Here is a 26,474-nt window from a genome sequence, read left to right on the forward strand (position 1 = left end):
CGTCCGTGTTCGGCAAGAATCATCCCTCTGTCCCAGTCCTTTTTGGATCAAGGCAGACTGTTTTTTATCAGTTGCATGTTTTCCAGGTGCAGTTCCTACAGGATACTGCCCATCCGAAGTATACCAAAAACGCATGGATCCTTCCAACTATGACGGATTTATATCGATATCGGCGGAGTATATTTTTTTGATGCCGTCACTCGTTTCCAGGATCAAGACGCCTTCTTCGTCTATTCCCAGCGCTTTGCCGTGAAACGTTCCGTTCAGCGTCCTGGCCGTCAATTCACGGTTCAGGCTCAAAGCGTAGCTCTCCCATAAAAGCTTGATCGGCTCGAAACCGTAGGCGAGATAGTCTTCATACCTTTTTTCAAATGTCGCCATTATCGTTTGAATCAAAGCGGCTCTGTCGATTTTTTCACCGCTTGCGAGACGAAGGCTTGTCGCTGTTTCTTTTAATTCTTCCGGAAAGTCGCCAGCAAGCTGATTGACGTTGATCCCCATTCCGACGATGACAGAATGGACCTGATCGGCTTCCGCCTGCAGTTCGGTTAAGATCCCGACGACTTTTTTGCGGTTGATCAAAATATCGTTCGGCCATTTGATTTCAGCTGCGATGCCGGTTTGCTCTTCGACTGCCTGAACGATCGCGACTGCGGCTAAAAGCGTCAGCTGCGGCGTTTTTTGTACGGGCATTTCAGGTCTTAAAATGATGCTCATCCAAATGCCGTTTCCTTCTGGGGAATGCCATGCTCTCGCCATTCTTCCCCTTCCTTCAGTCTGCTTGTCGGCAACGATGATCGTTCCTTCCGGCGCACCGTTGTTTGTTAGCTCATGGGCGATTTTTTGAGTTGATGAGACGACATCCTGAAAATGGATGGTCTGTCCCATTTTTTTCGTTTTTAACCCGAGCCTGATTTCATCTTCGGTGATTTTGTCAGGTTTTTTTATCATTTTATAGCCGAGCTTTCGGACCGCTTCAAGTTCATATCCCGATTTTCTCAGATCTTCGATATGCTTCCAAACGGCGGTCCTTGAGCATCCGAGCTCTTCGCTGATTTTCTGGCCTGAAATGAATTCGCCGTCGGCCTCTGTAAACAATTGAATGAGTTTCTTTCTTAAATTTGACTGCATGAATCCAGCCACTCCTCTATGGCTTTTTTTTGATTGGCAAGCTCCCCGCTTAACACGGCCCGCTCAATCCGTTTCAAATCATCGGACACCCATTTCCCGGCCGGCTTCTTTCTGAAATTCAACAAATCGCTTCCAGACACCGCCAGGTCTTTCAGGCTTTTAATCGGAAGCGCGCGGTACGACTGTCTGATTTCAGCCAGCCGCTTTTCATCGATTGCCTGCTTGTCCCTTAAGCTGCGGATGGCGGAAGCGGACAGCAGCGTCTCTTCCCCCGCCTCATACATCGAGACGGCATCCCATTTTTGATCGATTCGTTCAGCCGTCAGGAGCGCCTGTTTTATGACTTTCCCCGGAAGCTTCCACCCTTTTAAAAACCGGTGAGCCTCAGCGGAATCGAGTGATATCATGTGAATGAAAGCCGCCCATATATCCGCTCTTTTTTGAAGTTGGTAAAAAGGAAAAGCACGGGCAGCCAGAACGCGCTCCTTTTTGCCGTCCAGCCCCGGAAGCTCCTTGTAAAGCCCTGTTTCAGCCGCCGCTTCCAAAGCCCTGTCCGCCGCTTTTCCTTTTAAAAGCTTTTCGAATTCAACCGTTTTCCGCTCTGTAGAAATATGAGCCAAGAGCAGACGGTTTTCGCAAATCGCTTTTTTTGTATTTGGAGAAAGCTCAAACTCGAGCTGACTCATAAAACGGAGCGCCCGCAGCATGCGTAGCGCATCTTCGTGAAAACGCTCCGCCGGGTCGCCGACCGTTTGAATCAATTTTTCCCGGATGTCGCGGAGTCCGCCGAAATAGTCGATCAGTCTCCCCTGTTCATCCATCGCCATAGCATTAATCGTCAAGTCCCGCCTCTTCAGGTCTTCTTTCAGCGATTTGATAAACTGAACGCCGCTCGGCCTTCTGTAATCCTCGTACTCAAGCTCTGCACGAAAGGTCGTCACCTCATAGGATTCTCCCTCAAAGAGGACGATGATGGTTCCGTGTTCCTTTCCGACATCAACGGTTTTCGGAAAAATGGCTTCAATTTCTTCCGGGGATGCATCTGTAGCGATGTCAATATCACCGATATCCCGGTTCATTTGGGCATCCCTGACAGATCCGCCTACAAAGTAGGCCTGCCGGCCGTGTTTTTTCAGCTCACGAAGGAGAGGAAGAGCCTTCAAAAAGAGATCCTCCATTGTCACACTCCCCGTCTGTTAATTGTTGATAAATTTCTTCATATTGCGCGATGATTTTACTGGAAGAAAAGCGCTCCTTGATGCTTTCTAGCGCCGCTTCCGCAAACTGGCGCTGCAGGCTTTCATCAGTCAGCAAATGGAGCGCTTTACGAGCTGCGCATTCAATATCTCCTACATCGACCAAGTAACCGGATTTACCGTTTTTGATCACCTCGGGAATACCTCCGATATTGGTGCCGATGCACGGAACGCCGCAGGCCATCGCCTCCAGCAGCACTAAACCGAAGCTTTCCTTCTCGGACAAAAGCAGCTTTAAATCGCTGATGGCGTAAAGCTCTTCTACGCTGTCCTGTTTGCCCAGGAAAAGAACATCATCTTTTAGTCCGAGCTGTCTGACAAGCTGGCAGATCACGGTCATCTCCGGCCCGTCGCCGACGAGAATCAGCTTCGACTTCATTCGTTTGACAATGCGGCTGAAGACATGGATGACGTCCTGCACGCGCTTCACCTGTCTGAAATTGGATACGTGGATGATCACTTTTTCATCAGGGGCGATGCCGTACTGCTCTTTCAGCGAATGATGCTCCTGCTTTTTTAAATACACGCGCTCATCCACAAAATTATAGATCGTTTCGATTTTTTTGTTCGGTTTGATCAAATCGTACGTTTGCGCGGCAAGAGCTGAAGAAACCGCTGTTACGCGGTCAGACGACTCGATCGCAAATTTGATCAGATCTTTTAAAGACGGATCATAGCCGAGAACGGTTATATCTGTGCCGTGCAGCGTTGTGACCGTTTTAATGTTTCCGTTCAGCATTTGCTTCGCTAAAAAAGCGGAAATCGCGTGAGGCACCGCGTAGTGGGCATGCAGAACATCAAGCTGTTCCCGCTTCGCCACCTCCGCCATTTTGCTGGCCAAAGCCAAATCATACGGCGGGTGCTTAAACACGGCATATTGATTGACTTCGACTTCGTGAAAATAGATGTTGGAATACACTTTATTGAGCCTGTACGGAACACTTGATGTAATAAAATGAATTTCATGTCCTTTTTCCGCAAGGAGCTTGCCGAGCTCGGTAGCGATAATTCCTGATCCTCCGACACTCGGATAACATGTGATTCCGATTTTTAACTGTTTCATCATCCGCCCCCAAATAAATCGTTGTTTAACAGAAGAGTCCGCTTTGAAAAAAACCCTTCCGCGTATGCGACGCCGACCTCTTTTCCCAAAAGCTTTTCCCTTGCTTCGACCGTTTCAATATATCCGTTCGTCAACGGTGTTTCAACCGACTGCCGGGAACGGGTGAACTGGCTCTGATAAGCAGCAAGGCTTTCCTTTTTTTGATTGATCGTTTCGGAAATGTCGATGACAAATTCGGGTTTGTGAAAACCGTTGATCATATAGTAGTACACGTTTTGGACTTTATGGGCCGGCTGTTTTTCTGCATCTTCGTATTTATGTATTCCAGCGGAAAAGACCGCTTCTTCGACGATTTCCGCTGCATGCCCGTGATCGGGATGCCGGTCCTTCGGATAAGGGACAAAGACAAGCTTCGGCTTATGTTTTCGAATGACGGCAACCGCTTCCCTGATCGCCTCCTGGCTGGGAAACAGCCCCCTGTCCGGCAGCGTGAGGGAAATCCGCGCGCTGGCGCCGAGAATGTCGGCCGCCTGCGCCGCTTCGCTTTTTCTCGTTTCGACTGTTCCGTTTGAAGACAGTTCAGCCTGGGTTAAATCGCAGATGCCAATTTGAAAGCCTTTTTTAGTATATTTGGCAATGGTTCCTCCCATGCCGATTTCTACATCATCGCTGTGCGCGCCGAAAGCCAGTATATCAAGCATCTCGATCCCCGCCGTGGACAATGTTTCTGAATTCAAACGCGCCTTCCTCGACAGATCGGATCAAGATTTCCGCCGTTCCCATATTGGTGGCGAGCGGAATGGCATAAACGTCAGACAAGCGGATAAGAGCTGACACATCAGGTTCGTGCGGCTGGGCCGTCAGCGGGTCTCTCAGAAAAATCACAAGGTCGATGTCATTTTTCGCAATTAAAGCACCGATCTGCTGGTCTCCGCCAAGCGGTCCCGATTGAAAACGCACGACGGGCAGCCCTGTCGCTTCGGTGATTTTTAAACCGGTCGTCCCTGTCGCAAACAGCTCGTGCTTTTTTAAAATATCTTTATAAGCGGTCGTCAGCTGAATCATGTCCTGTTTTTTTCGGTCATGGGCAATTAAGGCGATTTTCAAAGCGATTTCCCCCTTCTTGTTACTCTATGATATTTTCAAGGCCGTAGACAAGCTGATCGATTTTCATCACTTGTTCAACAGCCAGTTTCACACCAGACATAAAAGATGCGCGGTTGTATGAATCATGACGGATTTTCAAGGTTTGGCCGTCTCCGCCGAACATCACTTCCTGATGGGCGATCAATCCCGGCAGACGAACGCTGTGGAGACGGATTCCGTTTTGATCGGCTCCTCTTGCTCCCGGCAGAATTTCTTTTTCATCCGGATGCCCCTGCATTTTCGCTTCGCGAACAGCCGAAATCATTTCCGCCGTTTTCAAGGCCGTTCCGCTTGGTGCGTCAAGCTTTTGATCATGGTGCTGTTCAATGATTTCGACATCGGTAAAATAGTTGGCAGCCATTTGCGAAAACTTCATCATCAACACGGCTCCGAGCGCGAAGTTTGGCGCGATGATGGCTCCGATCCCCTTCTCGTCGGTCAGTTCCATAAGCTCGTTCAAGTCACTCTCAGAAAATCCTGTCGTTCCCACAACAGGACGGACGCCGTGCTCCAGCGCGATTTTTGTATGTAGCTTGCCGATTTCCGGCGTTGTCAAATCAATTAGAACGTCCGGAGCCGTTTCTGAAAAGCATTCGGTAATATCGGTGTAAATGACGGCTTCTGAACTTGATATCATCACGTCTGACAGCTTTTCACGGTTATATGTACGGTCGATTGCACCGACAAGCTCAAAATGTGCGGTATCTTCAACAAGTTTGACCGCTTCGCTTCCCATTCTTCCGCGCGGTCCTGCTATTGCGATTTTAATGGTCTCCTTTTGCATCTTGATTCTCCTCTACTTTCCTTCTTCTTTTCTTGTCCAGCGGTCTTTGTCACGGGTGTTGAACTTCTCCATGACCATATCATGCGCTTCATCCAATGATATATGAAGCGAATTCGCAAGACAAACTAAAACGAACAATACGTCGCCGATTTCTTCATCGATCTTTTTTTCTGATTCGGTTTTTTTCTTCGGTTTTTCACCGTAATGATGGTTGATTTCCCTCGCCAGTTCGCCAAGCTCTTCCGTCAGCCTGGCCATCATGGCAAGCGGACTGAAATAGCCTTCTTTAAACTGGCCGATATATTCGTCAACCTCACGCTGTATATCTTTCATCGTTTTTTCTTTCGTCATGCTGACAAAACCTCCTGTCATCTCTTACATGTTAGCGAATTCAAACAAGTTTGACAAATGTTTAAGACGGGTTTGCTGTTTTAAAACGGATACACTATAATATTAACGCCAGCTTATGGAAGGAAAGGAGTTTTTTTATGTTCGGAGACATCAGAATGAAGAACGTCCTGTTCATTTTAGCAGGCGCCGCTGTTTTTTCCTTTGGACTCGTTCATTTTAATATGCAGAACAACTTGTCGGAAGGCGGTTTTACCGGCATTACCCTGCTGCTTTATTTCCTGTTTAACATCGATCCTTCCATATCCAATCTGGTGCTGAACATCCCGGTCTTCTTCATCGGCTGGAAACTCCTCGGCAGAACGGTCTTCTCATATACCATTCTCGGCACAGTCAGTCTGTCGGTGTTTTTATGGATTTTTCAGCGCTTCCAGATTCATATGCCGCTACAAAACGATCTTGCGCTCGCGGCTCTTTTTGCAGGCGTGTTTATCGGTACCGGATTGGGCATTATTTTCAGATACGGCGGAACGACGGGCGGCGTCGATATTATTGTGCGGCTGATCAACAAATATTTTCAAGTGCCGATGGGCAAAGCCATGTTTGTGTTTGACGCCTGCGTCATTACATTATCCCTTATTTTTTACCTCTCCTATAAGGAAGCGATGTACACGCTTGTTGCCGTATTTGTCGCCTCAAAGGTCATCGATTTTATGCAGGAAGGCGGTTATGCTGCAAAAGGCGCCACCATCATCTCTGAAAAGAACGACCAGATCCAGCGCAAAATCATTGAAGAAATGGAAAGAGGCGTCACGGTTTTAAAAGGTCAGGGGTCATATACGAAAACAGAGCGGGACGTTCTCTACTGCGTCGTTCCGAAAAATGAGGTTTTCCAGCTGAAAAACGTGATTACCTCGGTCGACCCGCACGCTTTTGTAGCCGTAAGCGACGTACACGACGTTCTGGGAGAAGGGTTTACGCTTGATGAGAACAAAAATCCCATCACACGCTGATTGAAGGTCAGCAAAAAAAAGAAGCTCGCGATCAGCGGAGCTTCTTATTTCGGCCAATCTTTTTCTCTTTTTCTGCGCCTGTCCTCTTCAGCTTTATACTTTCTGAAACCGACATATGTCAGCGTCGAGAGGATAATGCTTCCTGTCGTCAGGATGACCCATAACAGTGAAGGGTCTGCATCATCTTCTTCTACTTGATCAAACACATCTTCCAAATCTTTTTCCAAAAGCGTCAGCCTTTCCAGCTTGCTGCTTTCCGTCATTTGCTGAAAGCCCCCGTTTTCCACGACTGCAATATGGTTGGAGACGCTTTTTAACTGCTTTGGCGAAACATCAATCGTTAAGCTTGGATAAATCGTATCATACAAGGATAAAAAATGATTCCACTTTTCCCTGAATGTCAGGTTGTCTTCTTTCTGAATCCCGGCCTTCAAAGCGCTGAAAGAATCCATGATCGGCTTTTTCAAACTGCTCCACAGCGGATCATGGTCAGATTCTATGGCGTCCATCAGCATTCTAAACTGGGCAGCGGCTTTAAATTTCTCCTGCTGTGCGACATCTTCGCTTTCCAGCCTTTTCAGCGTATCATGGTAGGCCAGACTGACCTGGCGGATTTCCGAGCCTGTCATAATACCCTCTGTTTCCCCATTCTCCGCTGCTTTCAGCCGTTTTTCAAAGTATTGAAGAATTTGTACCGCTTCCTCATATTGAGACTGCCTTGTTAGCTGGAATACCGTATCTGACAGTTCCGTCAATTCCTGCAAAGCCGATGATTCTTTCGCTTTTAAACCGGCCGCAGGAAAAACAAGCGCAAGCATCATGCAAAGGATCACCTTTCGTATCATTACGGTCCCTCCCACTCCTTCTATTAAAGCGTATGAAGAGAGGGACAAGGTTAGACCTAGATTGTGAATCCGTGTTAAAGCTTAAAAGCTTTCCGGGACAAAATCAAGTAATAGGCCAAAGCGATCGAAGCGATACTGAGCCAAAATGTAAAATAGCCGATCTGCGGCATATATTGATCGAGCATTGAATAATTCGGCATCATGCCAAACAAGTAATCAATGACATCATTATGCAGCGTCCAAACAGCCGCAAGCGCCAAATGCCACCCTTTAAACCGGTAATGAGGGGCGTACAGCACGCCTTGCACAGCCATTGCGAAATGCGACGCGATCAGCATATAGCCCGTCCAATGGAGGCTTCCGGACACCGCAAGCACAAGAATATTCATCACAACCGCCCACAGCCCGTATTTGACGAGCGTAACAAGCGCAAGCGCCTCAAAGAGAGGAGCATTCCTCCCCAATAAAAGTCCGATGAGAACAAATAAAAAAAACAATGTCGCCGTCGGGCTGTCGGGAACGAAAATCAGAAATTTCGCAGGCGTATTCGTCAGCTGCGGAAGGTACCAGTAATACCCGTAAACCGTACCGAAGAAATTAATGATCAAAAGCAGCAGAAGCAGCGGCTTTTGAGCGAGCATGTAGGAAATCAGTTTCAAAGCAATCAACTCACAGTCTCTTTAAATAAAAAAAGCCACCGCCGAGTCAGCTTCACAGACTGACCGCAGAAACGTGCGCCAAGAAGCAGCGGCCTTTCCGGCTTCCGTACGGTTCACGATCAGCAGCGGTCAAAATTGAAAAGGCCATCGACATCGTCGACAGCCCGAGAGGCTGACTTGGCGTCAGCTTCAGCTCTATCAAGAGTATAGCCTGCCTTCATCAACTTGACAACCGTTTTATTTCGCCGTTGTTTCGGAGATGAATTTAGACAGTTCTTTAAGCTCTTTATCAGATCCTTTAAAAACGCCAGCAGGCATTTCGCCTTTTCCTTCCTTGGCGATTTTCGCAATCTCTTCCGGAGACAAGCCGTTGTCAACGAGAGACGGGCCTGCCGCTCCTCCCTGCATGTTGTCTCCATGGCACGAAATACAGCCTTGCTCCTGATAAATCTTATACCCTGCTGCACTCGTATCTATATTGGCCTCTTCCTTGATCTTACCCTGCTCTTCAGCAGCAGCCCAGTCGTGGGTGACAACGGACTGCCATGTTAAGAAAATCGTCGCTGAAATTGCCAAAAGCATTAACCCTACGGCAACCGGGCGTTTAAACGGCCTTCTTTCAGGGCCTCTGTCAAGAAACGGTGCCAATAATAGCGCTCCGAATGCAATTGTCGGGATAATAATTGCGCCGACCACCGTATACGGCCCGGCAGCATATTCGTATTTCAGCAATTGGTAAAGAAATAGAAAATACCAGTCTGGCAAAGGTATGTAGCCGGTATCGGTCGGATCTGCCATCCGCTCGAGCGGAGGCTCATGCACGATGGTCAGCACGAGAAAACCGACAAGGAAAACCGCCCCGACCATCCATTCTTTCAACAGGAAATTCGGCCAAAACGCTTCCGTTTTCCCTGGAAATTCGGAATAATCTTTTGGAATATTCGGTTTTCTTTCCGCCGGGATCCGTGAATCACCGACAAACTTCATCCCTTTTCCCCTCTTCATGCCATCCCCTCCTTCTCAATTGAGTCGCTCGCTTACAGCGGCCCAGAAATTCCTTGCTTGCGAATCATGATAAAGTGTGCAGCCATCAGTCCGAACAGAGCGGCTGGCAGGAAAAAGACGTGTATGGCAAAAAAGCGCGTCAACGTCTGAGCGCCGACAATATCCGGATGACCGGCAAGCAGCGTTTTAATTTCCGAGCCGATCAGCGGCGTCGCCTCAGCAATCTGCAAACCTACTTTTGTCGCAAACAGAGCTTTCATATCCCAAGGCAAAAGGTAGCCTGTAAAACCTAAACCGAGCATGACAAAGAAGATCAAAACGCCGACAATCCAGTTCAGCTCTCTCGGCTTCTTATAGGCCCCCTGGAAGAAAACCCTGAGCGTATGAAGAAACATCATCACAATGACCAAGCTTGCACCCCAGTGGTGCATTCCCCTTACAATCTGTCCGAACGCCACTTCATTCTGCAAATAATAAACAGATTCCCAGGCGTTTTTAATATCCGGAACGTAATACATCGTCAAAAACATGCCGGACAGCACCTGAATCACCGTAACGAAAAACGTCAATCCCCCGAAGCAGTACACGAAAGCTGAAAAATGGTGAGCCGGGTTCACGTGTTCAGGAACTTCATGGTCGGCGATGTCCCGCCAGAGCGGCGTAATGTCAAGTCTTTCGTCCACCCAGTCATAAATTTTGTTTAGCATGATCACCCATCCTTCCTCGGCTTGGCTTGCCCTAAGTAAAGGTAGCCGTCTTTAACCTCTTGCTCATAGCGGTCCAAAGGAGCAAGCGGCGGAGTTCCGGGCACGTTGGTACCATCCTTTTCATAAAGTCCGTAATGGCACGGACAAAAGAACTTATTCGGATTTTTAGGATCGCTGTTCCAGTTGACCGTACACCCCAAATGTTTACAAACCGGTGATAAAGCTACAATTTCGTCCCCACTTTTGAAAACCCACGCTGATCTCGATTCTTCCGATTCGTACCAGGCATCCACTTGTTTGATTTTAAAATCGAAGCGCTGCGGTTCATTTGTCAGTTCATCAACGCTGACAACCTGAACCATGTCCTGATCTTCAGTCGGCCTTAAAACCGGATCGAGCGCGAAGCGAACCATAGGCATGAGCATCCCCGCCGCCATAAAGCCGCCGACTCCGGTCAGCGTATAGTTTAAAAACTGACGTCTGGATACCCGATGTCTTTTTTCGCTCATCTTCATATCCCCCCTCAAGTCCCCAGCTACAATATAACTGAAATAGAAAAAAATTCATGAAACTAGGACACCCTCATAATATATCAATATTTTAGGAAGGTCAACATTCCCAAAATCATTATACAAAGGAAATGTAAGTGTTTTTATTAAGAGTTCCAATATTGTAACAAAATGTTCAATATTTGCTCAATTTGGTCTTCCAGCAGCTTCTGCTTTAACGAATCCTTCATATGTTCGAGAGGAATCGCCGGAACCCACAGCAGCTTTTGCTCGCTTTCGAGCACCTGCTTCCAGCGTTCATCCGTCGTTAAAAAAACGATGTGGCGAAAATGTTTTCCGGCCATTTCTTTTAAATCGGCGATATGCTGCGCCGATTTTTCATTCGCATCTAAATATGTACAGGGCGGAAACAAATAGATTCTGCCCTTCAGCTGCCTTTCAAGTTCTTCTGCAAGTATAGACGTAAATTCCCCTTTTGATACGGCCGATTTAAACTGATCTCCCAAATTAACCGATATTAAAGGGATGACAGCTGTATCGATGTATTCTTTCGCGTTCAAGTAAATATCCGCATCGTGCGTATTCCATTTCACGGCTCCCGGCCTCCTCGTTTTGACAGCGCTTTCTCCAGAGCTGAACAAGCCTTGCTCTCGGCAAGGCTTGATTGGCAGCGGATTATCGCAGCTGGCTCAGTTGTTTAGCTAGTTTTTCGAAGCTCTCTTTATCTTGGCGGTCAAGCGCTTCATCGATTTCCCGCAGCAGCTTTTGTCTCTGAAAAGTGGAAATGGAATGCTCCAAAATCTGTTCAGCGACAATTTTATCTTTTTCATTTTCATATAGGTCTTTCGGAATATGGGGGTTGGCTTCGAGTACCGCCGCATATTCCGGAGAATTATAGGCTGAGCGGAAGTTCAGCTGGATAAAGAGATCCTGCTGCTTATTCAGCCTGATATCATGAAATGATTTTTCTGCATCGGTCGTCATGACATTTTCTTTATAAAAACGAAAAGGCACTTCCTCAACGCAGTGGGTAGACATGATAATGCCCCTCGGACAAAATTCGGCCTGCTCGACAAAATGCACTTTTTCCATCAGCGAGTCATGGCTCATTAAATAATTCAGAATCCATACACACTCTCTTCGTTTCAGCTGATAATGGTTGAGAAACCAGCGGATAAAATCTTTTTTTTCATTGACAGAAACAGGGGTCTGCATGTTATTCCCTCCTCTATCGCATCTTGTGTATTACTTTATAAATTCCACACAAACCGATCATATCCTGCTTATTCAAAGGAATTTTCATCTTCGATTCTGAAAATCGTCTCCTGGACTTCCTCGTTTGCCGGGTCGAGCTCTGCCAGTTTTTTCAGCATAGGCAGCGCTTCTTTTCGCCGTCCTTCTTCTAGCAGAAACATTGAATATTCGTAAAGGAAATCGGCGTCATCCCGATAGTGCAAAAATGCGTTCTCATATTCCTCACGCGCCTTGTCGTACACCTCTGTCCGGGCGAACGCCGATGCCAGATGCCAGCTGAACTTCGGATCATCCTCTCCGTATTTGCGCACTTCCTGTACAAGTTCAATAATGCTCTCATCGTCGTCTTCTTCAAGAAACAGGGCAAGCAGGGTATGGACGGCTTCCAGAAATCCGGGGTCCAGCGCCAGCGCTTCACGAAGCAGCTCTTTCGCTTCCGAATGCCTTTTCGTTTTTAAGGCTGCTTTTGCAGCAGAAAGATAAAGCTCTTTGTTGAATTCATCGAAGCGGATTCCTTCTTTTGCCGTTTCAAATGCTTCTTCATAAAGCCCTTCTGCTTCAAAGCTGTTTGCCAGAGGCTTGTAAAGTGAAGAATAAGCAGGATCCATTTCCTTCAGCTCTGTCAGTTGTTTAATCGCAGTTTTAGGATACCCCGCTTTCAGCGCCGTAAAACCAAACCCGAACAGTGTGTTGGGCTCCGGGTTCTCCTTGACGGCTTTTTCATACCATTCAAGCGCTTCTTCAAACGCGCCGGATGAACTTAATGATTCCGCCAGCCTTTGGTACACATTGACGCCGCCGATGACGGCTTCTTCTTCGGCCGCTTTTTTGAATTGACGGACCGCTTTGCCGTAAGCTCCCTGAGTGAAATACAGCTCTCCCAAGGCAAAATCGATAATCGGCTCATCCGGCAAAATGGCTTGGGCCTTTAACAGCTTTTGCTCGCTGACTTCAAACAGACCCTGCATCTGATAGAGGTCAGCCATTAAAAGCAGGCACTGCGGGTACGCTTCATCTGTTTCCGGAATCGTTTCGAGCACGCTCAGCGCTTTTTCTTCCTGGTCGGTTTCGATGAGGAGTTCGGCATAAAAGCATGTCAGTTCCGTTTCATCCGGATACAGTTCATGGAGATCATTCGCGATGGCGATAGCCTTATCGACAATGCCCCATTCGTAATACAGCTGAGCTACTATGGCTTTGTCTTCATCATGAAGGTCAGACTCGATATCAGCAAGCTTTTTCAATCCGCTTTCCGGGTGGCCTGCTTCAACTAATTTTATGGCTTCTTGAATCGAAGTATTCAAATCTAAACGTCCCTTTCTTTCGTCAATTCATCGCCTGCCGTATCAGCCGGCATATCGCGGTGAGTTACTTACTATCATAATTCACGCGGCGGCTTCCGGCAAATATGTTGCCCGCACACCTGTATGAAGCAGATTGATTCTGTTAAGACAAGCTATGCGGGAGACATTCGTTTTATGATCAAACGCCCGGCTTTCATGATTTTCCGGGCTGAAAAAGCCTGAGCACAAGGCTTCAGGCTTTTTTTGCAAGCTTTTCAATATGTTCAAAAAACGAAGGATATGAGACGCTCACAGCTTCAGGCTGTAAAATGTCGATCGGCTGCTCGCAGATGCAGGCGGCGATTCCCAGCATCATTCCGATCCGGTGGTCCCCGTGGCTTGAGACTTTCGCGCCGCCTGTAAGAGGCGTCCTGCCGTGAATCTTCATCCCGTCTTCTGTCGGCTCGATGTTCGCACCGATTTTTTTCAGCTCTGAGGCGACGGTATCGATTCGGTTCGTTTCTTTTACTTTGAGCTCAGCCGCGTCTTTGATGACCGTCGTTCCTTGAGCTTGTGTAGCGAGAAGAGCGATGATCGGTATTTCATCGATGAGGCGCGGGATCAAATCGCCCGAAATCTCAGCGGCTTTCAAAGAGGACGTTTTGATTCTCAGATCGCCGTACGGCTCGGCGTTTCCGGCATTTTTTTCTTCGATTTCAAGATCGGCCCCCATTTCTTTCAAGACATCGATGATTCCCGTCCTGGTCGGATTGAGTCCGACATTGCGAAGCACGACTTCACTGTCAGGAACTAGGGAAGCCGCTGCCAGGAAAAACGCAGCTGATGAAATATCACCCGGCACGAAGACTTCGGCCGCTTTCAGCTGCTGCCCGCCCTCAATTGTTACGCTTGTTTCATCTTCCTGAAGGCTGACACCGAACATTGACAGCATCCGTTCCGTATGGTCTCTTGATTTATGAGGCTCCGTCACCGTTGTGGCGCCTTCGGCCTGCAGACCTGCAAGCAAAACGGCAGATTTGATTTGCGCACTTGCAACAGGCGACTGAAAATCGATCGCTGCCAGATGTCCGCCGCGGACAGAGAGCGGTGTATATTCCCCTCCGGCGCGGCCGTCGATTTTCGCTCCCATTTTTCGAAGCGGTTCTGTGACACGCTTCATCGGCCTTTTGGCGATGCTCTCATCGCCGGCGACTGTACTGTGAAACGGGCGTCCCGCCAAAATGCCGAGCATCAGCCTGATCGTCGTTCCGGAATTCCCCACGTCAAGGAGTTCCGCAGGTTCAGCCAGCTGATCGAGCCCTTTGCCGAGGACGGTGACATCACTGCCATTCTGTTCGATTTCCACACCCATTTTCCGAAAGCAGGCGATCGTGCTCAAGCAGTCAGCTCCTGGCAAAAAGTTTTTGATGACAGTTTTCCCTTCTGCTATGGCTCCGAACATAACAGAGCGATGAGAGATGGATTTATCTCCCGGAATATGAAGCTCTCCTTTTAGTGAACTGATTTTTCCTCTTTTCATGTGTTCCACCTCAATCAGCATAAAATGTTTCATATTTTGCACGGGTTTGAATGCATTTTTCGGCGCGTTTTCGATCTTCATCGGACTGAAAGCTGATTCTGAGAACACCATTTATGTCTTCCCTTGTTTCAATAATCCGGATGTTCGTAATGCTGATTTTCTCGTCAGCGAGAATCGCCGTAATTTCCGAGATGACCCCGGGATGGTCGGGGACATCGACATAAAGATCGTAAAAGGAAGGAATCGCGCCTTTTTGCCGCAAAGGCAGACCGTCGCGGTATTCCTTGGCCTGCCGAAAAAATTCAAACAGCCCGTCTGCATCTTCATTTTCGATAAAAGACTGGATTCTGTCCAGCTCAAATTTCCATTCGTCAAACCGTTCCAATATTTTATCTTTATTGTGCAAAAGAATATCGCGCCACATCGCCGGGCTGCTTGAGGCAATTCTCGTAATATCGCGGAAGCCCCCTGCGGCAAAACGCTTGACGAGCGGATAATGATCTTCGAATTTGACGGTCTGGTGGACGAGACTGGCCGCTACGACGTGCGGAAAGTGGCTGATCACGCTTGTAACGGCGTCGTGTTCAGCCGGAGACATTTCCACAAACTTTGCATTTGTTCCTTTGAGCAGATCTTTTAAGGAAGCAACCGCTTCTTTGCCGGCGGAGCCGGAAGGCGTCAAAATGTAAAACGCGTTCTCGAAAAGGAAGTCTTTGGCGGCTGCGACGCCCGATTTATGCGATCCGGCCATCGGATGGCCCCCAATAAACCTGTATTCATCCGGCAGCACTTTCTCGGCATGGCTGACGACCTTTTGTTTCGTGCTGCCGACATCTGTAATGAGCAGCTTTTTTCTGATGCCTGAAGCGGCAAGTTCATCAAGCATGTGAAGCGTCTGTTCGACCGGCGCCGCTAAAAAAACGGTTGATGCTTCGTTCACCCCTTCTAAAAAAGAAACAGCCGGAGCATCAATAACGCCAAGCTTTTGTGCAGCTCTTGCCTGCTCTTCTGACACGTCAAACCCGATGATCCGTTTGCCGGGGTGTTCCTTTTTGATGGCAAGGGCGATCGAACCGCCGATTAAGCCCAAACCGGCCAATAAAATCGTTTCATTTGGTTGAGTCATTTTTTATCACCTAAGTTCATCAATAGACTAAAGAGGTGACTGAATCATCACCTCTTACAACATGCCGGCTAACGTTTTCAACAAGCCTTCGTTCTGTTCCTTCGTACCGACCGATATTCTAAGGAATGTCGGAAAGCCGAGCGCATTCCCCGATCTGACGATATAGCCTTTTTTCAGCAGATCCATGAAAAGTTCGTCTGCATTCCGTTTAAAATCGATCAGCACAAAGTTCGTTTGTGAAGGATAGTAATTTAGCCCGTGCTCATCACAGAAATCGTAGTACTGTTTGAGCCCTTCATTGTTTTTTTTCACGCAATCGTCGATAAATGCCTGATCGCCCAGCGCGGCAAGCGCGGCAGCCTGGCCGAGCCGGTTTGTATTAAACGGCTGTCTCGCCGGCTCAACCGCCTGAATCAGCTGTTCAGAGGCAATCCCATAGCCGACCCTCAAAGACGCTAAACCGTAAGCTTTTGAAAACGTCCTGAGAATCATCAAGTTCGAAAAGCGTTCCAAAAGCGGAATGGTCTCAGGGTAGTCTTGAGCCGTTACGTATTCGTAATAAGCTTCATCGACGACAGCAAGGACATGTTCCGGGACTTTTTCAAGAAAACGGATCAGGTTGCGGCCGGATTCATACGTTCCGGTCGGATTGTTCGGGCTGCAAACCCAGACAACCTTCGTCTGTTCATCGATCGCCTCCAGCATTGCATCCAGGTCGTGGCAGCCGTTTTCAAGCAGGCCGATTTCCCTGACTTCCGCTCCTTCGATGACAGCATTGTGCTTGTATTGTGAAAATGTCGGATTCGCCATTACAGTGTTTGATGCAGGATCCAACAAAGAGCGGGAAATAATTTGAATGACTTCGTCCGTTCCGTTTCCAAGGATGATGTTCGTTTCGTTTACGCCGAGATGGGAGGCAAGCTTTGTTCTTAATGCCGCACTATAGCCGTCAGGATAGAGAGCCATTTGCTGCACTTCAGTCTGGAGCGCTGCTTTTGCCGCTTCCGAACAGCCGTAAGGATTTTCATTTGAAGCGAGCTTGACGACCCGGTCGAGGTTGAATTCTTTTTTGACCTCTTCAATCGGTTTGCCCGGCTTGTAAGGCGTTAATTGTTTTAACTGTTCTTTAATTTGCAACATTCTGTCACCTCATTTTACCATGTACGATCCGCTAAATGTCTTAGCGTATGCCTCAAACGCCTTTAAGGCTTGTTCCCTTGTCTCAGGGGCGATGAGTTCGTCTTTCAGCTCTTCGATCTTTCTGACAAGGGCGCTTCCCACGACAACGCCGTCCGCCAGTTCATTCATCATCTCCACTTGTTTGGAGCTGGAAATCCCAAACCCAACGGCAACCGGGACGGAGCTCATTCCTTTAACTGACCTGATAAATGAAGAAACAGAATCTTCGAATTCATTGCGCACACCTGTCACACCGAGCGAAGAAACGCAATACACAAAACCTTCCGCTTGCTGCGTTATTTTTTGAATGCGCGATTCGCTTGTCGGCGCGACCAGCGAAATATAGGTAATCCCGTGTTTTTTACACTGCTGCTGCAAATATACACTTTCCTCAAAAGGAAGGTCCGGTACAAGGAGTCCGTCTAGCCGATTTTGTCGCAGTAAAGCGAAAAAGTGATCTGTATCTAATTGTAACACAGGATTATAATACGTAAAGAGAATAATCGGAATATGGACGCCGTTTTTTTTCATTTCACCGCCAAGCCTGATCGCTTTTACGATGTTCATGTCGTTGTCAAGCGCCCTTTTGGACGCGCGCTGAATCACCGGGCCGTCAGCGAGCGGATCAGAATACGGAACCCCGAGTTCAAGGGCGGACGCCCCCGCCTCTTGAAGGGATTTCGCCAGCTCGATCGAGATTTCAGGCAGCGGGTCTCCCGCTGTAATAAACGGAACAAATAACTTATCGGACGGCTGTTTTTTCAGATTGAACATCTTGATTCACCTCTTCTTCCAACACCTTCATCAAGGTATGGACGTCTTTGTCTCCCCTGCCTGAAAGGCAGACGAGAACACTTTTCTCTCTCGGCAGTTCTTTAGCGATGTCAAATGCTTTTGCCAATGCATGGGCGGATTCAATAGCCGGCAAAATGCCTTCTGTCTCTGTCAGCAGCCTTAATGCCGAGACCGCTTCATCATCAGTGACAGATTCATATGTGACGCGCCCTGTTTGATGAAGATGAGCGTGCTCGGGGCCGACCCCCGGATAATCAAGGCCTGCTGAGATGGAATAAGGCTCAATGATCTGTCCGTACTCGTCTTGAATCAAGTAGGTCAAAGAACCGTGGATAACGCCTTTTGTACCCTTTGTGATCGTTGCCGCGTGAAGGGGGGTGTCGACACCTTTTCCCGCAGCTTCGACTCCGATCAGTTCAACAGTTTCTTCAATGAATGCGCTGAACATCCCGATCGCATTGCTTCCGCCTCCGACACAGGCGACAACTTTATCGGGGAGGCTTTGCTCCAATTGATAAAACTGCGCTTTCGCCTCTTCGCCGATCATCCGTTGAAATTCACGGACGATATAAGGATACGGGTGCGGCCCGACGACGGAACCGATCATGTAAAAATGATCCTGGCAATGCTGAACCCAGTAACGGATCGCCTCGTTTGTAGCATCTTTTAATGTCCCGTTTCCGCTTGACACCGGAACGACCTCCGCTCCCAAGAGCTTCATCCGGAACACGTTCAGCGATTGTCTGGCAACATCTTCTTCACCCATAAAGACAATGCATGACAAGCCGAACTTTGCAGCGACAGTCGCCGCAGCCACGCCGTGCTGCCCTGCGCCGGTTTCAGCGATGAGCTTTGTTTTCCCCATTTTCTTGGCCAACAGAGCCTGGCCGAGGGCATTGTTGATTTTGTGGGCGCCTGTATGGTTTAAATCTTCTCTTTTTAAATAAATCTTCGCTCCGCCCAGCTGCTTTGTGAGCCGGTCAGCGAACGTCAAAGCCGTCGGCCTGCCTGAGTAGTCTTTTAAAAGCTTTTGATAATCCTTTTGAAACGAGGGGTCGTCTTTCAGTTCAAGAAACGCTTTTTCGATTTCTTCCAAAGGCTGCATGAGTGTTTCCGGCACGAATTTCCCGCCAAAATCACCAAACCTGCCTTGTTCATTCGGATATGAATACATGTTCGAACATCCTTTCTTCTAAAAGGCCGATCAGCTTTTCGCTTTTCCTGCCTCTTTCTTCAATTCCGCTTGCCAGGTCGATTCCCGGCGGGCGCCGCTTTAAAAGATCCGCGATTGTGTCCGGGTTCACGCCCCCGGCGATAAACAGTCGCTTTCTTTCTCTTTGCGCTGCATCTTTATACATCGGAACGCTGTCCCACGAAAACGAAACGCCCGTTCCTCCTCTGAGCCCTTTAACAGACGAGTCGATGACATACCCGTCGATGTAAGGTGCGAAAGATGCCATGCGCTGAACGGTATCATCCCCATGGTGGAGCGCCTTCCAAATCTCGCAGTCTGTCATGCTTTTCAGCCGCTTGATGTCTGCCTCTGTTTCATCTCCGTGAAGCTGGATCACGTCCAAACCGGCATCTTTTACGATTTCTGCTATTCTGCAAATATTTTCATTAACAAAGACGCCGACAAGCTTTTTACCCGCTGTATCCGTTTTGCCACACCAGCGTTTCACATCCTCCGGGTCTGCCGACCGTCTGCTTTCGGCGAAAATAAATCCGAGGTAATCGGCTTTCGAGCGGGCTGTCACCTTTAAATCTTCCAATGAATGAATCCCGCAATATTTTAAGCCCGGTTTCTCCATCATCCGTTCTCTCCGAATAACGCATGGACAGCCTTCAGCTGTGACGGCTCTCTCATTAACGATTCGCCGACTAGCACAGCCCGGGCTCCGCACGCTTTTACAAAAGCGAGGTCTTCCGATTGTCCGATGCCGCTTTCGCTGATAAGAACGGTACCTGACGGAACGAGTTTTGCCATACGCTCCGTTTGCCCGACGGATGTTTCAAAGGTTTTTAGATTTCGATTGTTTACGCCGATGATTTCGGGTGTAAAGACATTTAAAATACCTTCAAGCGTCTCTTCGCCATGAACTTCGACAAGCACATCCATACCTTTTTCAGCAGCTTGCTGATAGAGGTCAAACAGCTTTTGCGGTTCAAGCGCTTCTCCGATCAGCAGGATCGCATCCGCTCCGATGCGGTCCGCTTCTTCAACCTGAATGGAATCAATGATAAAATCCTTGCGCAGTACTGGCAGCGAAACCGAGCGTTTCACATCTGACAAATAACTGTTCTTCCCTTGAAAAAAAGGTGTATCTGTCAGAACAGACAAACAGTCGGCTTTAGCCTGTTCGTACTGTTTAGCGATTTGTACGGGCTCAAAGTTTTCCTGAATCACACCTTTTGACGGTGAAGCTTTTTTCACCTCCGCAATTAAAGCGACAAACCGGTTAGGAGAAAGAAGCGCCTTTTTAAATGACCGCTTTGGCAGCTTCAAATCTTCCGGCAGTTCGATTTTCAGAATGTCTTCTCGTTTTCTATCAATAATTTGATTAAGCATACAACTCTTCCTCTTTCTGTTTTAATCGTTCCAGCTGATCAAGCGCCTCACCGCTTGCAACAGCTTCTAAAGCGAGTGCAACGCCTTCTTTTAAACCCGGCGCCTGTTCTGCGACGTATAAAGCGGCTCCGGCATTAAACGCTGCGATATGAACAGCCGAATCCGGAGCGCGGTTTTTCAAAATATCGACGATGAGACGGCCGCTTTCTTCAGGCGTCGCCACCTGAATGTCGCTTATGCTGCCGAACGGCAGACCGACATCGCCAGGCTCAACGGTGTATTCGTATGTTTTGCCGCCTTTCAGTTCAATCACATCTGTCGGCGATGTGATCGACAGTTCATCAAGACCGTCCCGGCTCGATACAAACAATACGTGTTCCGGTTCAAACGCTTCAAGTGCGCGGGCCATGAGCTTTGCTTTTTCAATCGAGTAGACGCCGATCACCTGGCGCTTGGCTTTCATTGGATTGCTGAGCGGGCCGAGCAGATTGAATACGGTTCTAAAAGCCAAATCCTTCCTTGCGCCGGCCACGTGCTTCATGGAAGAGTGATAGCTTGGCGCATAGAGGAATCCCATATTGCGGCGTTCAATGCTCTGAATCGTTTCTTCAGGCGACGTCTGAATTGAAACGCCGAGATATTCGAGAACATCAGCGCTCCCGCTTTTTGAAGAAACGGAACGATTACCGTGTTTGGCGATTTTTGCCCCGGCTGATGAAGCGATGATCGCCGCCGCTGTGGAAATGTTGAAGGTGGAGCTTCCGTCTCCTCCGGTTCCGCACGTATCAACAACATCTTCCGGCCCGTTTATTGTTTGCGCCTGCTCCCGCATGGCTCTGATAAATCCCGCAATCTCTTCAGCCGTTTCTCCCCTGTAGGCGAGAACGGACAGGAGGCCTCCAATTTCCGCGGCGCTCAGCGAGCCGGTCATCATGTCACGCATGATGCTGTGTGCCTCGGTTTCATTCATTGTTCCTCCATTAACGCATGATTTCAGCAGTTCGTTCATTGCCGTCCTCCCCCTTTTCGAGAAACATTTCTTCAGCGATTTGAATCGTTTTTAACAGAGCCCCCGCTTTATTGCAGGTCTCTTCCCACTCTTTTTCAGGCACGGAGTCGGCTACGATGCCTGCTCCGGCCTGGATGGACGCCACTCCGTTTTTCACGCTCATCGTCCGGATCGTGATGCATGAATCGATATTTCCGTCAAATCCGATATAAGCAATGCATCCCCCATATGTTTCCCTCGGTTCGGGCTCAAGTTCATTTAAAAGCTGAATCGCGCGGATTTTCGGAGCGCCGGTCAAAGTTCCGGCCGGAAATGCGCTCATTAAAGCGTCTACCGGATGAACGCCCGCTTTTAACGAGCCGGTTACGATCGAAATGATGTGCATGACGTGTGAAAAGGAAACGATTTTCGTAAACTCGGGCACTTGGACAGATCCGTACTCAGCTACTCTGCCGATATCATTTCTCGCCAAATCGACGAGCATGTAGTGCTCCGCTTTTTCTTTCTCATCAGCTAAAAGATCTTTTTCGAGCCGCTTATCTTCAGCCTGATCACCGCCTCTTTTCCTCGTGCCGGCAATCGGATGAATTTCAAGATGACCGTTTTGAACATGGATCAGGCGTTCAGGCGAGCTTCCGACGAGATCGCGGTCAGGAAGCTTCATGTAGTACATGTACGGGGACGGGTTGACCATTCTCAGCACTCTGTATAACTCAAAAGAACTGACCTTCACCGGAATATCGAACCTTTGCGAAAGGACGCCTTGAAAAATGTCTCCCGCTTTAATGTACTCTTTCAAGCGATTAACATCGGCCAAAAACCGGGATTTCTCATATGTTGATTGAACCCCTTTAAAGCTGGGGGCCGTGTGCCGTCCTTGCGGGAGAAACAGCTCTTTCGTCGTTTTCCGGCCTGACAGCCTTTGTGTAAGCTGTTTGAGCTCTTCTTTCCCCTTTTTAAAAATGCGCTGTTTCTCCTCCCTTGTTTCACTGCCTTCAAGCCTTGCATAGTGGATGAAATGCAGCTTTTTCAGCTCGTGATCATAGGCGATCATCGTCCGGCAGACAAACAGGAGGCATTTTTCCATCTCCGTTTCTTTGCTGTGCCCTTTGACGGACGGTTCAATGAGCGGCATTAAATCATAGCTTAAATAGCCGACCGCTCCCCCTGTAAACGGGATGTCGAGCTCAGGCGCTTTGATCGAATATGTCTCCGACATCCATTCGAGAATTTCTTTTAACTGTGAAGCTGAATATAGCTTTTTCTGCTTTTGATCGCAGGCGTGAAACCGGCCGCATTCTTCTTTGATCGTCAAAAAGGGGTCCAGACCGATGAAAGAATATCTTGACCATGCAGAGGTTTCATCCTGGCTTTCCAGCAAATACACGATGTTTTCCTGCAGCTTCTCGACCAATTGAACGGGCGTCAGCGTATCGACGGAAAAACTCTCAATTATCGGTATTGTTTTAAAGTGTGAAGTATCCTCTGAAAAAGAGGCAAAATCGGTTTGCAGACTCAACAATCTCTCACTCCTTATTCAGGCGGAGAGAATGAGAAGAAGGCCTTTAGAGGACAAATGATTGAATTGAAGAGGGGAAAACGAAACAAACCCAAAAGAACAGCGTCTTTTGGGTAGAATGAATAAACGTTTTGTCTCAACTCAGCTCATCTCAGCTCATTCTCAATCTACCCTAGTCTCATACTCAGCTTTTCTAAACTAAAACCCCATACACACTCCTGTGTATTTCAAGGTTTCTACAATCGTATTACAATTCAGTATTTTTTGTCAATGATAAATCAGGTCTGAGCGTTACGGCATTTTCTAAATAAACGTGGCGGACTTCATCCTGCCGCATATCCGTCTGAACCGTCATCATCACTCTGATGCATTTTTTAAGGGCGTGTTCAACATCCATTTCCTGCATGCACATGACGGGCACATGCTGCCAGCCGTCAAACGTTCTGACGACCTTTGCGGGAAAAGCAGCGTGAATATCGGAAGTGGCAGAAATGAAGATCTGCACAACTTGCTCAGGTTTGAGTTGATTTTCATCGATCATTTTTCCGATCAGCTGTTTCGTCCGCTCCGTAATGTCTTTTTCTGTATCCTGGTCAACTGTCGTCGCTCCCCGAATTCCGCGCATCATCATTTGCCTCCCTCCAATCTCCACATATTCAGCCATCGTTCAATTTCATCGGCTTTAAAGGAGTGCAGCCGCACACTGCCGATCTTATCCAGCAGAACAAACTGAATGATGCCTCCGCGTGTTTTTTTATCGTTCATCATTCGATTGATGAGAGCTTCTGTTGAAACTTCGCGTTTTACGCTTTCCGGATAGCCGAGATTATTCAGCCAGGCGGCGATTTTTGTACGGTCAACAGGACAATTCAACACCTTCTCGCTGACAAACAAAGCAAATTGCATGCCTAAAGCGACAGCGTCGCCATGGGTCATCTCTCCGTAGCCGTATTCGGCTTCAACGGCGTGGCCAAGCGTGTGCCCAAAATTCAGAAAGGCCCTGATTCCCTGTTCGCGCTCGTCTTGTGAGACAACTTCCGCTTTAATCGAAATGCCTTTGTACACCATTTCACTGAGCTGGCCGGTCGTAATCGCTTTAATTGAATCAATTTTAAGCAATTCGTTCAAGAAAGATTCATCACGGATAAATGCGTGCTTAATGACTTCCGCAAGACCTGAACGCATTTCTTTTTCAGAAAGCGTGCTCAAGCATTCGGTATCATAAACCACCGCCTTCGGCTGATGAAAAGCGCCGATTAAGTTTTTTCCGAGCGGATGATTAATGGCAACTTTCCCTCCGACCGCGCTATCATGAGACAGCAGAGTCGTTGGGAATTGCACATAATCGATGCCCCTCATAAAAGTTGAAGCGACGAACCCTGCAAGATCGCCGACAACGCCGCCGCCCAGCGCCACAATGCATGACGAACGGTCAAGGTGAAATTGAATGGCTTCCGTCTGGAGCTTCATAAACAGATCGATTGATTTGGCCTGTTCACCGCTTGGCACCGCAACCTTTTTGACGGGCCATTTGCTGCGGAGAAGGCCGAACAGTTCTTCTCCATAGTGTTTATCAACTTCTTCGTCGGTGATCAATAGCACTTTCGTCATCGGAAGGTTCAAGGATGACAAGAGCTCTGCCGCGTTTTTTCTAATGCCTCCCCCGATGAACACCGGGTAGGACAAAGAAGCGGTTTCGATTTGAAGTGATTTCATTAAAACTCCCTCGCAAGCTTTCTCATTTTCTCAACATTTTCAGCGATCCGGTCCATTTGGTCAACGCCAAACTGCTCGACGATCGCCTTGGCGATTTCCCATGCAACAACCGCTTCAGCCACTACGCTTGCGGCAGGGACAGCGCAGGAATCGGAACGCTCGATGCTTGCTGTAAACGGCTCTTTCGTCTCGATATCAACGCTTTTGAGCGGTTTGTATAACGTTGGAATCGGCTTCATCACGCCTCTGACGACAATCGGCATTCCCGTTGTCATCCCGCCTTCAAGGCCGCCGAGACGGTTTGTAGCGCGCGTATAGCCTTTTTCTTCGTCCCAAATGATTTCGTCATGGACTTCACTGCCGTTTTTGCGTGCAGCTTCAAAGCCGATGCCGAATTCAACACCTTTAAAAGCATTGATGCTCAGCACGGCGGCAGCCAGCTTGCTGTCGAGTTTGCGGTCGTAATGGACATAGCTGCCGACTCCTACCGGCACCCCTTCAACAATCACCTCGACGATTCCGCCGATCGAATCGCCATTTGCTTTTGCTTCATCGATCGCGTCCATCATTTTTCTGCCCGCTTCTTCGTCATAGCATCTGACAGGAGACTCTTCGGTTACTTTTTTCAAGTCTTCGATAGATTCATAATTTGTTTTTTCGGCTTTTACTCCGCCGATCTCCAGCACGTGGCCGGCCACTTGGATGCCGAGCTGGGAAAGGATCTTTTTGGCGACGGCTCCTGCCGCCACACGGACGGTCGTTTCTCTGGCAGATGAACGTTCAAGCACGTTGCGCATATCTCTGTGCCCGTATTTGATCGCGCCGTTCAAATCAGCGTGACCCGGTCTTGGCCTTGAAATCTGTCGTTTCATTTCGCTTTCTTCTTCAGCCGTGATCGGCTCTGATCCCATGATTTTCGTCCAGTGTTTCCAGTCGTTGTTTTCGACGACGAGAGCGATCGGCGATCCAAGAGAACGCCCGTGCCTTACACCGCTTGTGATCCGTGCCTGATCTTTTTCGATTTGCATCCGGCGTCCGCGGCCGTGGCCTTTTTGACGTCTTTGAAGCTCGTAATCAATGTCTTCTGTTGTGATATAAAGCCCTGCTGGGACTCCTTCGATAATTGTCGTAAGCTGCGGACCGTGAGATTCACCGGCTGTTAAATACCTCATGCTTTCGTTCTCCCTTCATCACATTAACGCTTTTAAGTAAAACTATAACATAACCTTTTATAAAAAGTCAGCTAACTTTTTTGATAGAAAAACGTATCTGTCGATTGAAAACCGTATTTTTCCGGATTGAAGATCTGTTCCGTGCTTCCGACAAACAAAACTCCATTATTCTTCAAACTGCCGCTGAACTTATGATAGATCTTCTCTTTTGCTTCCTCTGTAAAATATATGAGAACATTGCGGCATACAATGATATCAAAATCTTTCTCATATGCATCAGCCAGTAAATTGTGTTTTTGAAAGCGAATGTTTTTCTTGATCTCGTCTTTGACGGCAAATCGGTTTCCGTCTTGCGTAAAATAAAGTTCCTTTATCTCTTTCGGCACTTCCTGCAGAGATCTTTCCTGATACACGCCTTCTTTCGCTTTCGCAAGAACTTTGTCATCGATATCTGTTGCGATGATCTGATAGTCTGAGAGGCCTTTCTGTCTGCTTAAAATCATCGATAATGTATACGGCTCTTCACCGGTTGAACATGCCGCACTCCATACTTTCAATGTTTTCGCAGGCTTTAAGAGCGGGAGGATGGTTTTTTCGAGAACCTCCCACCTCTTATAGTTTCTGTAAAATTCTGAAACATTAATCGTCATCCTGTCCAGCGTTTCCTGCAGAAGAGCTTCATTCTTTTCTAAAGCAAGCGCAAATTCGCGGAAATCGCCGTACCCCTTTTTTTCATAAAGAGACGTTAGCCTTCTTTTCATTTGCGCTTCTTTGTACAATGCCAAATCCACACCAGTTATTTTTTTCCATTTATCAACAAAGAAACTGTAATTGTCCATGTTTTCT

General features: G+C 48.0%; 30 protein-coding genes. 1 reads left to right on the top strand and 29 read right to left on the bottom strand.

What is annotated here, in order from left to right; genetic code table 11:
* Nucleotides 1-147: 147 nt before the first annotated feature.
* Genes CP943_RS12365 through CP943_RS12395 form a run of 7 tightly spaced genes read right to left on the bottom strand, consistent with a single transcriptional unit; the run spans nucleotide 148 to nucleotide 5,731 of the window.
* Nucleotides 148-1,131 (bottom strand): bifunctional biotin--[acetyl-CoA-carboxylase] synthetase/biotin operon repressor, encoded by a 984-nt coding sequence (locus CP943_RS12365; RefSeq protein ID WP_020451932.1) that lies wholly within the window; start codon nucleotides 1,129-1,131, stop codon nucleotides 148-150.
* Nucleotides 1,116-2,309 carry a CCA tRNA nucleotidyltransferase gene (locus CP943_RS12370; protein WP_020451933.1) on the bottom strand — a complete coding sequence of 398 codons (1,194 nt, stop codon included), beginning with the start codon at nucleotides 2,307-2,309 and terminating at the stop codon, nucleotides 1,116-1,118. Before CP943_RS12370 ends, CP943_RS12365 begins: the two co-directional genes overlap by 16 nt.
* Nucleotides 2,269-3,450 carry an N-acetyl-alpha-D-glucosaminyl L-malate synthase BshA gene (gene bshA / locus CP943_RS12375; RefSeq protein ID WP_105981038.1) on the bottom strand — a complete coding sequence of 394 codons (1,182 nt, stop codon included), beginning with the start codon at nucleotides 3,448-3,450 and terminating at the stop codon, nucleotides 2,269-2,271. Before bshA ends, CP943_RS12370 begins: the two co-directional genes overlap by 41 nt.
* Nucleotides 3,450-4,151, bottom strand: a complete 702-nt coding sequence (gene bshB1 / locus CP943_RS12380) for a bacillithiol biosynthesis deacetylase BshB1 (RefSeq protein ID WP_020451935.1) — start codon at nucleotides 4,149-4,151, stop codon at nucleotides 3,450-3,452. Before bshB1 ends, bshA begins: the two co-directional genes overlap by 1 nt.
* A complete protein-coding gene (gene mgsA, locus CP943_RS12385; RefSeq protein ID WP_020451936.1) occupies nucleotides 4,144-4,557 on the bottom strand; it encodes a methylglyoxal synthase in 414 nt (137 codons plus the stop codon). The genes bshB1 and mgsA overlap by 8 nt, the downstream gene beginning before the upstream one ends.
* Before the next feature lie 19 nt (nucleotides 4,558-4,576).
* Entirely contained in the window at nucleotides 4,577-5,380 is an 804-nt protein-coding gene (gene dapB, locus CP943_RS12390) for a 4-hydroxy-tetrahydrodipicolinate reductase (protein WP_020451937.1), read from the bottom strand.
* A gap of 12 nt (nucleotides 5,381-5,392) precedes the next feature.
* On the bottom strand, nucleotides 5,393-5,731 hold the full coding sequence (locus CP943_RS12395) for a nucleotide pyrophosphohydrolase (protein WP_023857432.1): 339 nt from the start codon (nucleotides 5,729-5,731) through the stop codon (nucleotides 5,393-5,395).
* Between the two features lie 137 nt (nucleotides 5,732-5,868).
* Between CP943_RS12395 and CP943_RS12400 the strand changes: the two genes are divergently transcribed.
* Nucleotides 5,869-6,741 (top strand): YitT family protein, encoded by an 873-nt coding sequence (locus tag CP943_RS12400; protein WP_023857433.1) that lies wholly within the window; start codon nucleotides 5,869-5,871, stop codon nucleotides 6,739-6,741.
* Between the two features lie 44 nt (nucleotides 6,742-6,785).
* On the opposite strand, the gene ypjB is transcribed toward CP943_RS12400, so the two are convergent.
* From ypjB to CP943_RS12505, 22 genes are all read right to left on the bottom strand, one after another.
* The gene (gene ypjB, locus CP943_RS12405) at nucleotides 6,786-7,586 is read right to left on the bottom strand and encodes a sporulation protein YpjB (protein WP_023857434.1); all 801 of its coding nucleotides are present in this window, start codon (nucleotides 7,584-7,586) and stop codon (nucleotides 6,786-6,788) included.
* A gap of 74 nt (nucleotides 7,587-7,660) precedes the next feature.
* Nucleotides 7,661-8,245, bottom strand: coding sequence for a lipoprotein heptaprenylglyceryl N-acetyltransferase LhaT (gene lhaT, locus CP943_RS12410; protein ID WP_025811229.1), 585 nt, complete (start codon nucleotides 8,243-8,245; stop codon nucleotides 7,661-7,663).
* 52 nt (nucleotides 8,246-8,297) lie between these two features.
* The gene (locus tag CP943_RS22455) at nucleotides 8,298-8,447 is read right to left on the bottom strand and encodes a hypothetical protein (protein WP_164468298.1); all 150 of its coding nucleotides are present in this window, start codon (nucleotides 8,445-8,447) and stop codon (nucleotides 8,298-8,300) included.
* A 35-nt stretch (nucleotides 8,448-8,482) separates the two neighbouring features.
* The gene (locus CP943_RS12415) at nucleotides 8,483-9,250 is read right to left on the bottom strand and encodes a menaquinol-cytochrome c reductase cytochrome b/c subunit (protein WP_020451942.1); all 768 of its coding nucleotides are present in this window, start codon (nucleotides 9,248-9,250) and stop codon (nucleotides 8,483-8,485) included.
* A gap of 32 nt (nucleotides 9,251-9,282) precedes the next feature.
* Nucleotides 9,283-9,957, bottom strand: a complete 675-nt coding sequence (gene qcrB / locus CP943_RS12420) for a menaquinol-cytochrome c reductase cytochrome b subunit (protein ID WP_003182952.1) — start codon at nucleotides 9,955-9,957, stop codon at nucleotides 9,283-9,285.
* 2 nt (nucleotides 9,958-9,959) lie between these two features.
* On the bottom strand, nucleotides 9,960-10,466 hold the full coding sequence (locus CP943_RS12425; protein WP_105981039.1) for a QcrA and Rieske domain-containing protein: 507 nt from the start codon (nucleotides 10,464-10,466) through the stop codon (nucleotides 9,960-9,962).
* 146 nt (nucleotides 10,467-10,612) lie between these two features.
* Complete coding sequence (locus CP943_RS12430) at nucleotides 10,613-11,059, bottom strand: YpiF family protein (protein ID WP_025811228.1); 447 nt, start codon at nucleotides 11,057-11,059, stop codon at nucleotides 10,613-10,615.
* Nucleotides 11,060-11,141: 82 nt separating this feature from the next.
* Complete coding sequence (locus tag CP943_RS12435; RefSeq protein ID WP_020451944.1) at nucleotides 11,142-11,681, bottom strand: ReoY family proteolytic degradation factor; 540 nt, start codon at nucleotides 11,679-11,681, stop codon at nucleotides 11,142-11,144.
* A gap of 68 nt (nucleotides 11,682-11,749) precedes the next feature.
* Nucleotides 11,750-13,024, bottom strand: a complete 1,275-nt coding sequence (locus CP943_RS12440; protein WP_105981040.1) for a tetratricopeptide repeat protein — start codon at nucleotides 13,022-13,024, stop codon at nucleotides 11,750-11,752.
* A gap of 232 nt (nucleotides 13,025-13,256) precedes the next feature.
* Complete coding sequence (gene aroA, locus CP943_RS12445) at nucleotides 13,257-14,543, bottom strand: 3-phosphoshikimate 1-carboxyvinyltransferase (protein WP_020451946.1); 1,287 nt, start codon at nucleotides 14,541-14,543, stop codon at nucleotides 13,257-13,259.
* Between the two features lie 10 nt (nucleotides 14,544-14,553).
* A complete protein-coding gene (locus tag CP943_RS12450) occupies nucleotides 14,554-15,669 on the bottom strand; it encodes a prephenate dehydrogenase (protein ID WP_105981041.1) in 1,116 nt (371 codons plus the stop codon).
* A gap of 54 nt (nucleotides 15,670-15,723) precedes the next feature.
* Nucleotides 15,724-16,809 carry a histidinol-phosphate transaminase gene (gene hisC / locus CP943_RS12455; RefSeq protein ID WP_105981042.1) on the bottom strand — a complete coding sequence of 362 codons (1,086 nt, stop codon included), beginning with the start codon at nucleotides 16,807-16,809 and terminating at the stop codon, nucleotides 15,724-15,726.
* Nucleotides 16,810-16,818: 9 nt separating this feature from the next.
* Nucleotides 16,819-17,622 carry a tryptophan synthase subunit alpha gene (gene trpA / locus CP943_RS12460; protein ID WP_026579384.1) on the bottom strand — a complete coding sequence of 268 codons (804 nt, stop codon included), beginning with the start codon at nucleotides 17,620-17,622 and terminating at the stop codon, nucleotides 16,819-16,821.
* Nucleotides 17,591-18,817, bottom strand: a complete 1,227-nt coding sequence (gene trpB, locus CP943_RS12465) for a tryptophan synthase subunit beta (RefSeq protein WP_023857444.1) — start codon at nucleotides 18,815-18,817, stop codon at nucleotides 17,591-17,593. The genes trpA and trpB overlap by 32 nt, the downstream gene beginning before the upstream one ends.
* Complete coding sequence (locus CP943_RS12470) at nucleotides 18,798-19,454, bottom strand: phosphoribosylanthranilate isomerase (protein ID WP_025811224.1); 657 nt, start codon at nucleotides 19,452-19,454, stop codon at nucleotides 18,798-18,800. Before CP943_RS12470 ends, trpB begins: the two co-directional genes overlap by 20 nt.
* The gene (trpC, locus tag CP943_RS12475) at nucleotides 19,454-20,212 is read right to left on the bottom strand and encodes an indole-3-glycerol phosphate synthase TrpC (RefSeq protein ID WP_105981043.1); all 759 of its coding nucleotides are present in this window, start codon (nucleotides 20,210-20,212) and stop codon (nucleotides 19,454-19,456) included. The genes CP943_RS12470 and trpC overlap by 1 nt, the downstream gene beginning before the upstream one ends.
* The gene (gene trpD, locus CP943_RS12480; RefSeq protein ID WP_105981044.1) at nucleotides 20,205-21,221 is read right to left on the bottom strand and encodes an anthranilate phosphoribosyltransferase; all 1,017 of its coding nucleotides are present in this window, start codon (nucleotides 21,219-21,221) and stop codon (nucleotides 20,205-20,207) included. Before trpD ends, trpC begins: the two co-directional genes overlap by 8 nt.
* Nucleotides 21,193-22,740: an anthranilate synthase component I gene (trpE, locus tag CP943_RS12485; RefSeq protein WP_025811223.1), complete on the bottom strand. Its 1,548-nt coding sequence runs from the start codon at nucleotides 22,738-22,740 to the stop codon at nucleotides 21,193-21,195. Before trpE ends, trpD begins: the two co-directional genes overlap by 29 nt.
* Nucleotides 22,741-22,987: 247 nt before the next feature.
* Nucleotides 22,988-23,371, bottom strand: coding sequence for a chorismate mutase (gene aroH / locus CP943_RS12490; RefSeq protein ID WP_023857449.1), 384 nt, complete (start codon nucleotides 23,369-23,371; stop codon nucleotides 22,988-22,990).
* Nucleotides 23,368-24,456, bottom strand: coding sequence for a 3-dehydroquinate synthase (gene aroB, locus CP943_RS12495; protein ID WP_105981045.1), 1,089 nt, complete (start codon nucleotides 24,454-24,456; stop codon nucleotides 23,368-23,370). The genes aroH and aroB overlap by 4 nt, the downstream gene beginning before the upstream one ends.
* Nucleotides 24,456-25,628, bottom strand: a complete 1,173-nt coding sequence (gene aroC / locus CP943_RS12500) for a chorismate synthase (protein WP_020451957.1) — start codon at nucleotides 25,626-25,628, stop codon at nucleotides 24,456-24,458. Before aroC ends, aroB begins: the two co-directional genes overlap by 1 nt.
* A gap of 71 nt (nucleotides 25,629-25,699) precedes the next feature.
* Nucleotides 25,700-26,467, bottom strand: coding sequence for a CheR family methyltransferase (locus tag CP943_RS12505; RefSeq protein WP_020451958.1), 768 nt, complete (start codon nucleotides 26,465-26,467; stop codon nucleotides 25,700-25,702).
* Nucleotides 26,468-26,474 lie beyond the last annotated feature (7 nt).

It is taken from the genome of Bacillus paralicheniformis (assembly GCF_002993925.1).
Taxonomy (GTDB): Bacteria; Bacillota; Bacilli; order Bacillales; family Bacillaceae; genus Bacillus; species Bacillus paralicheniformis.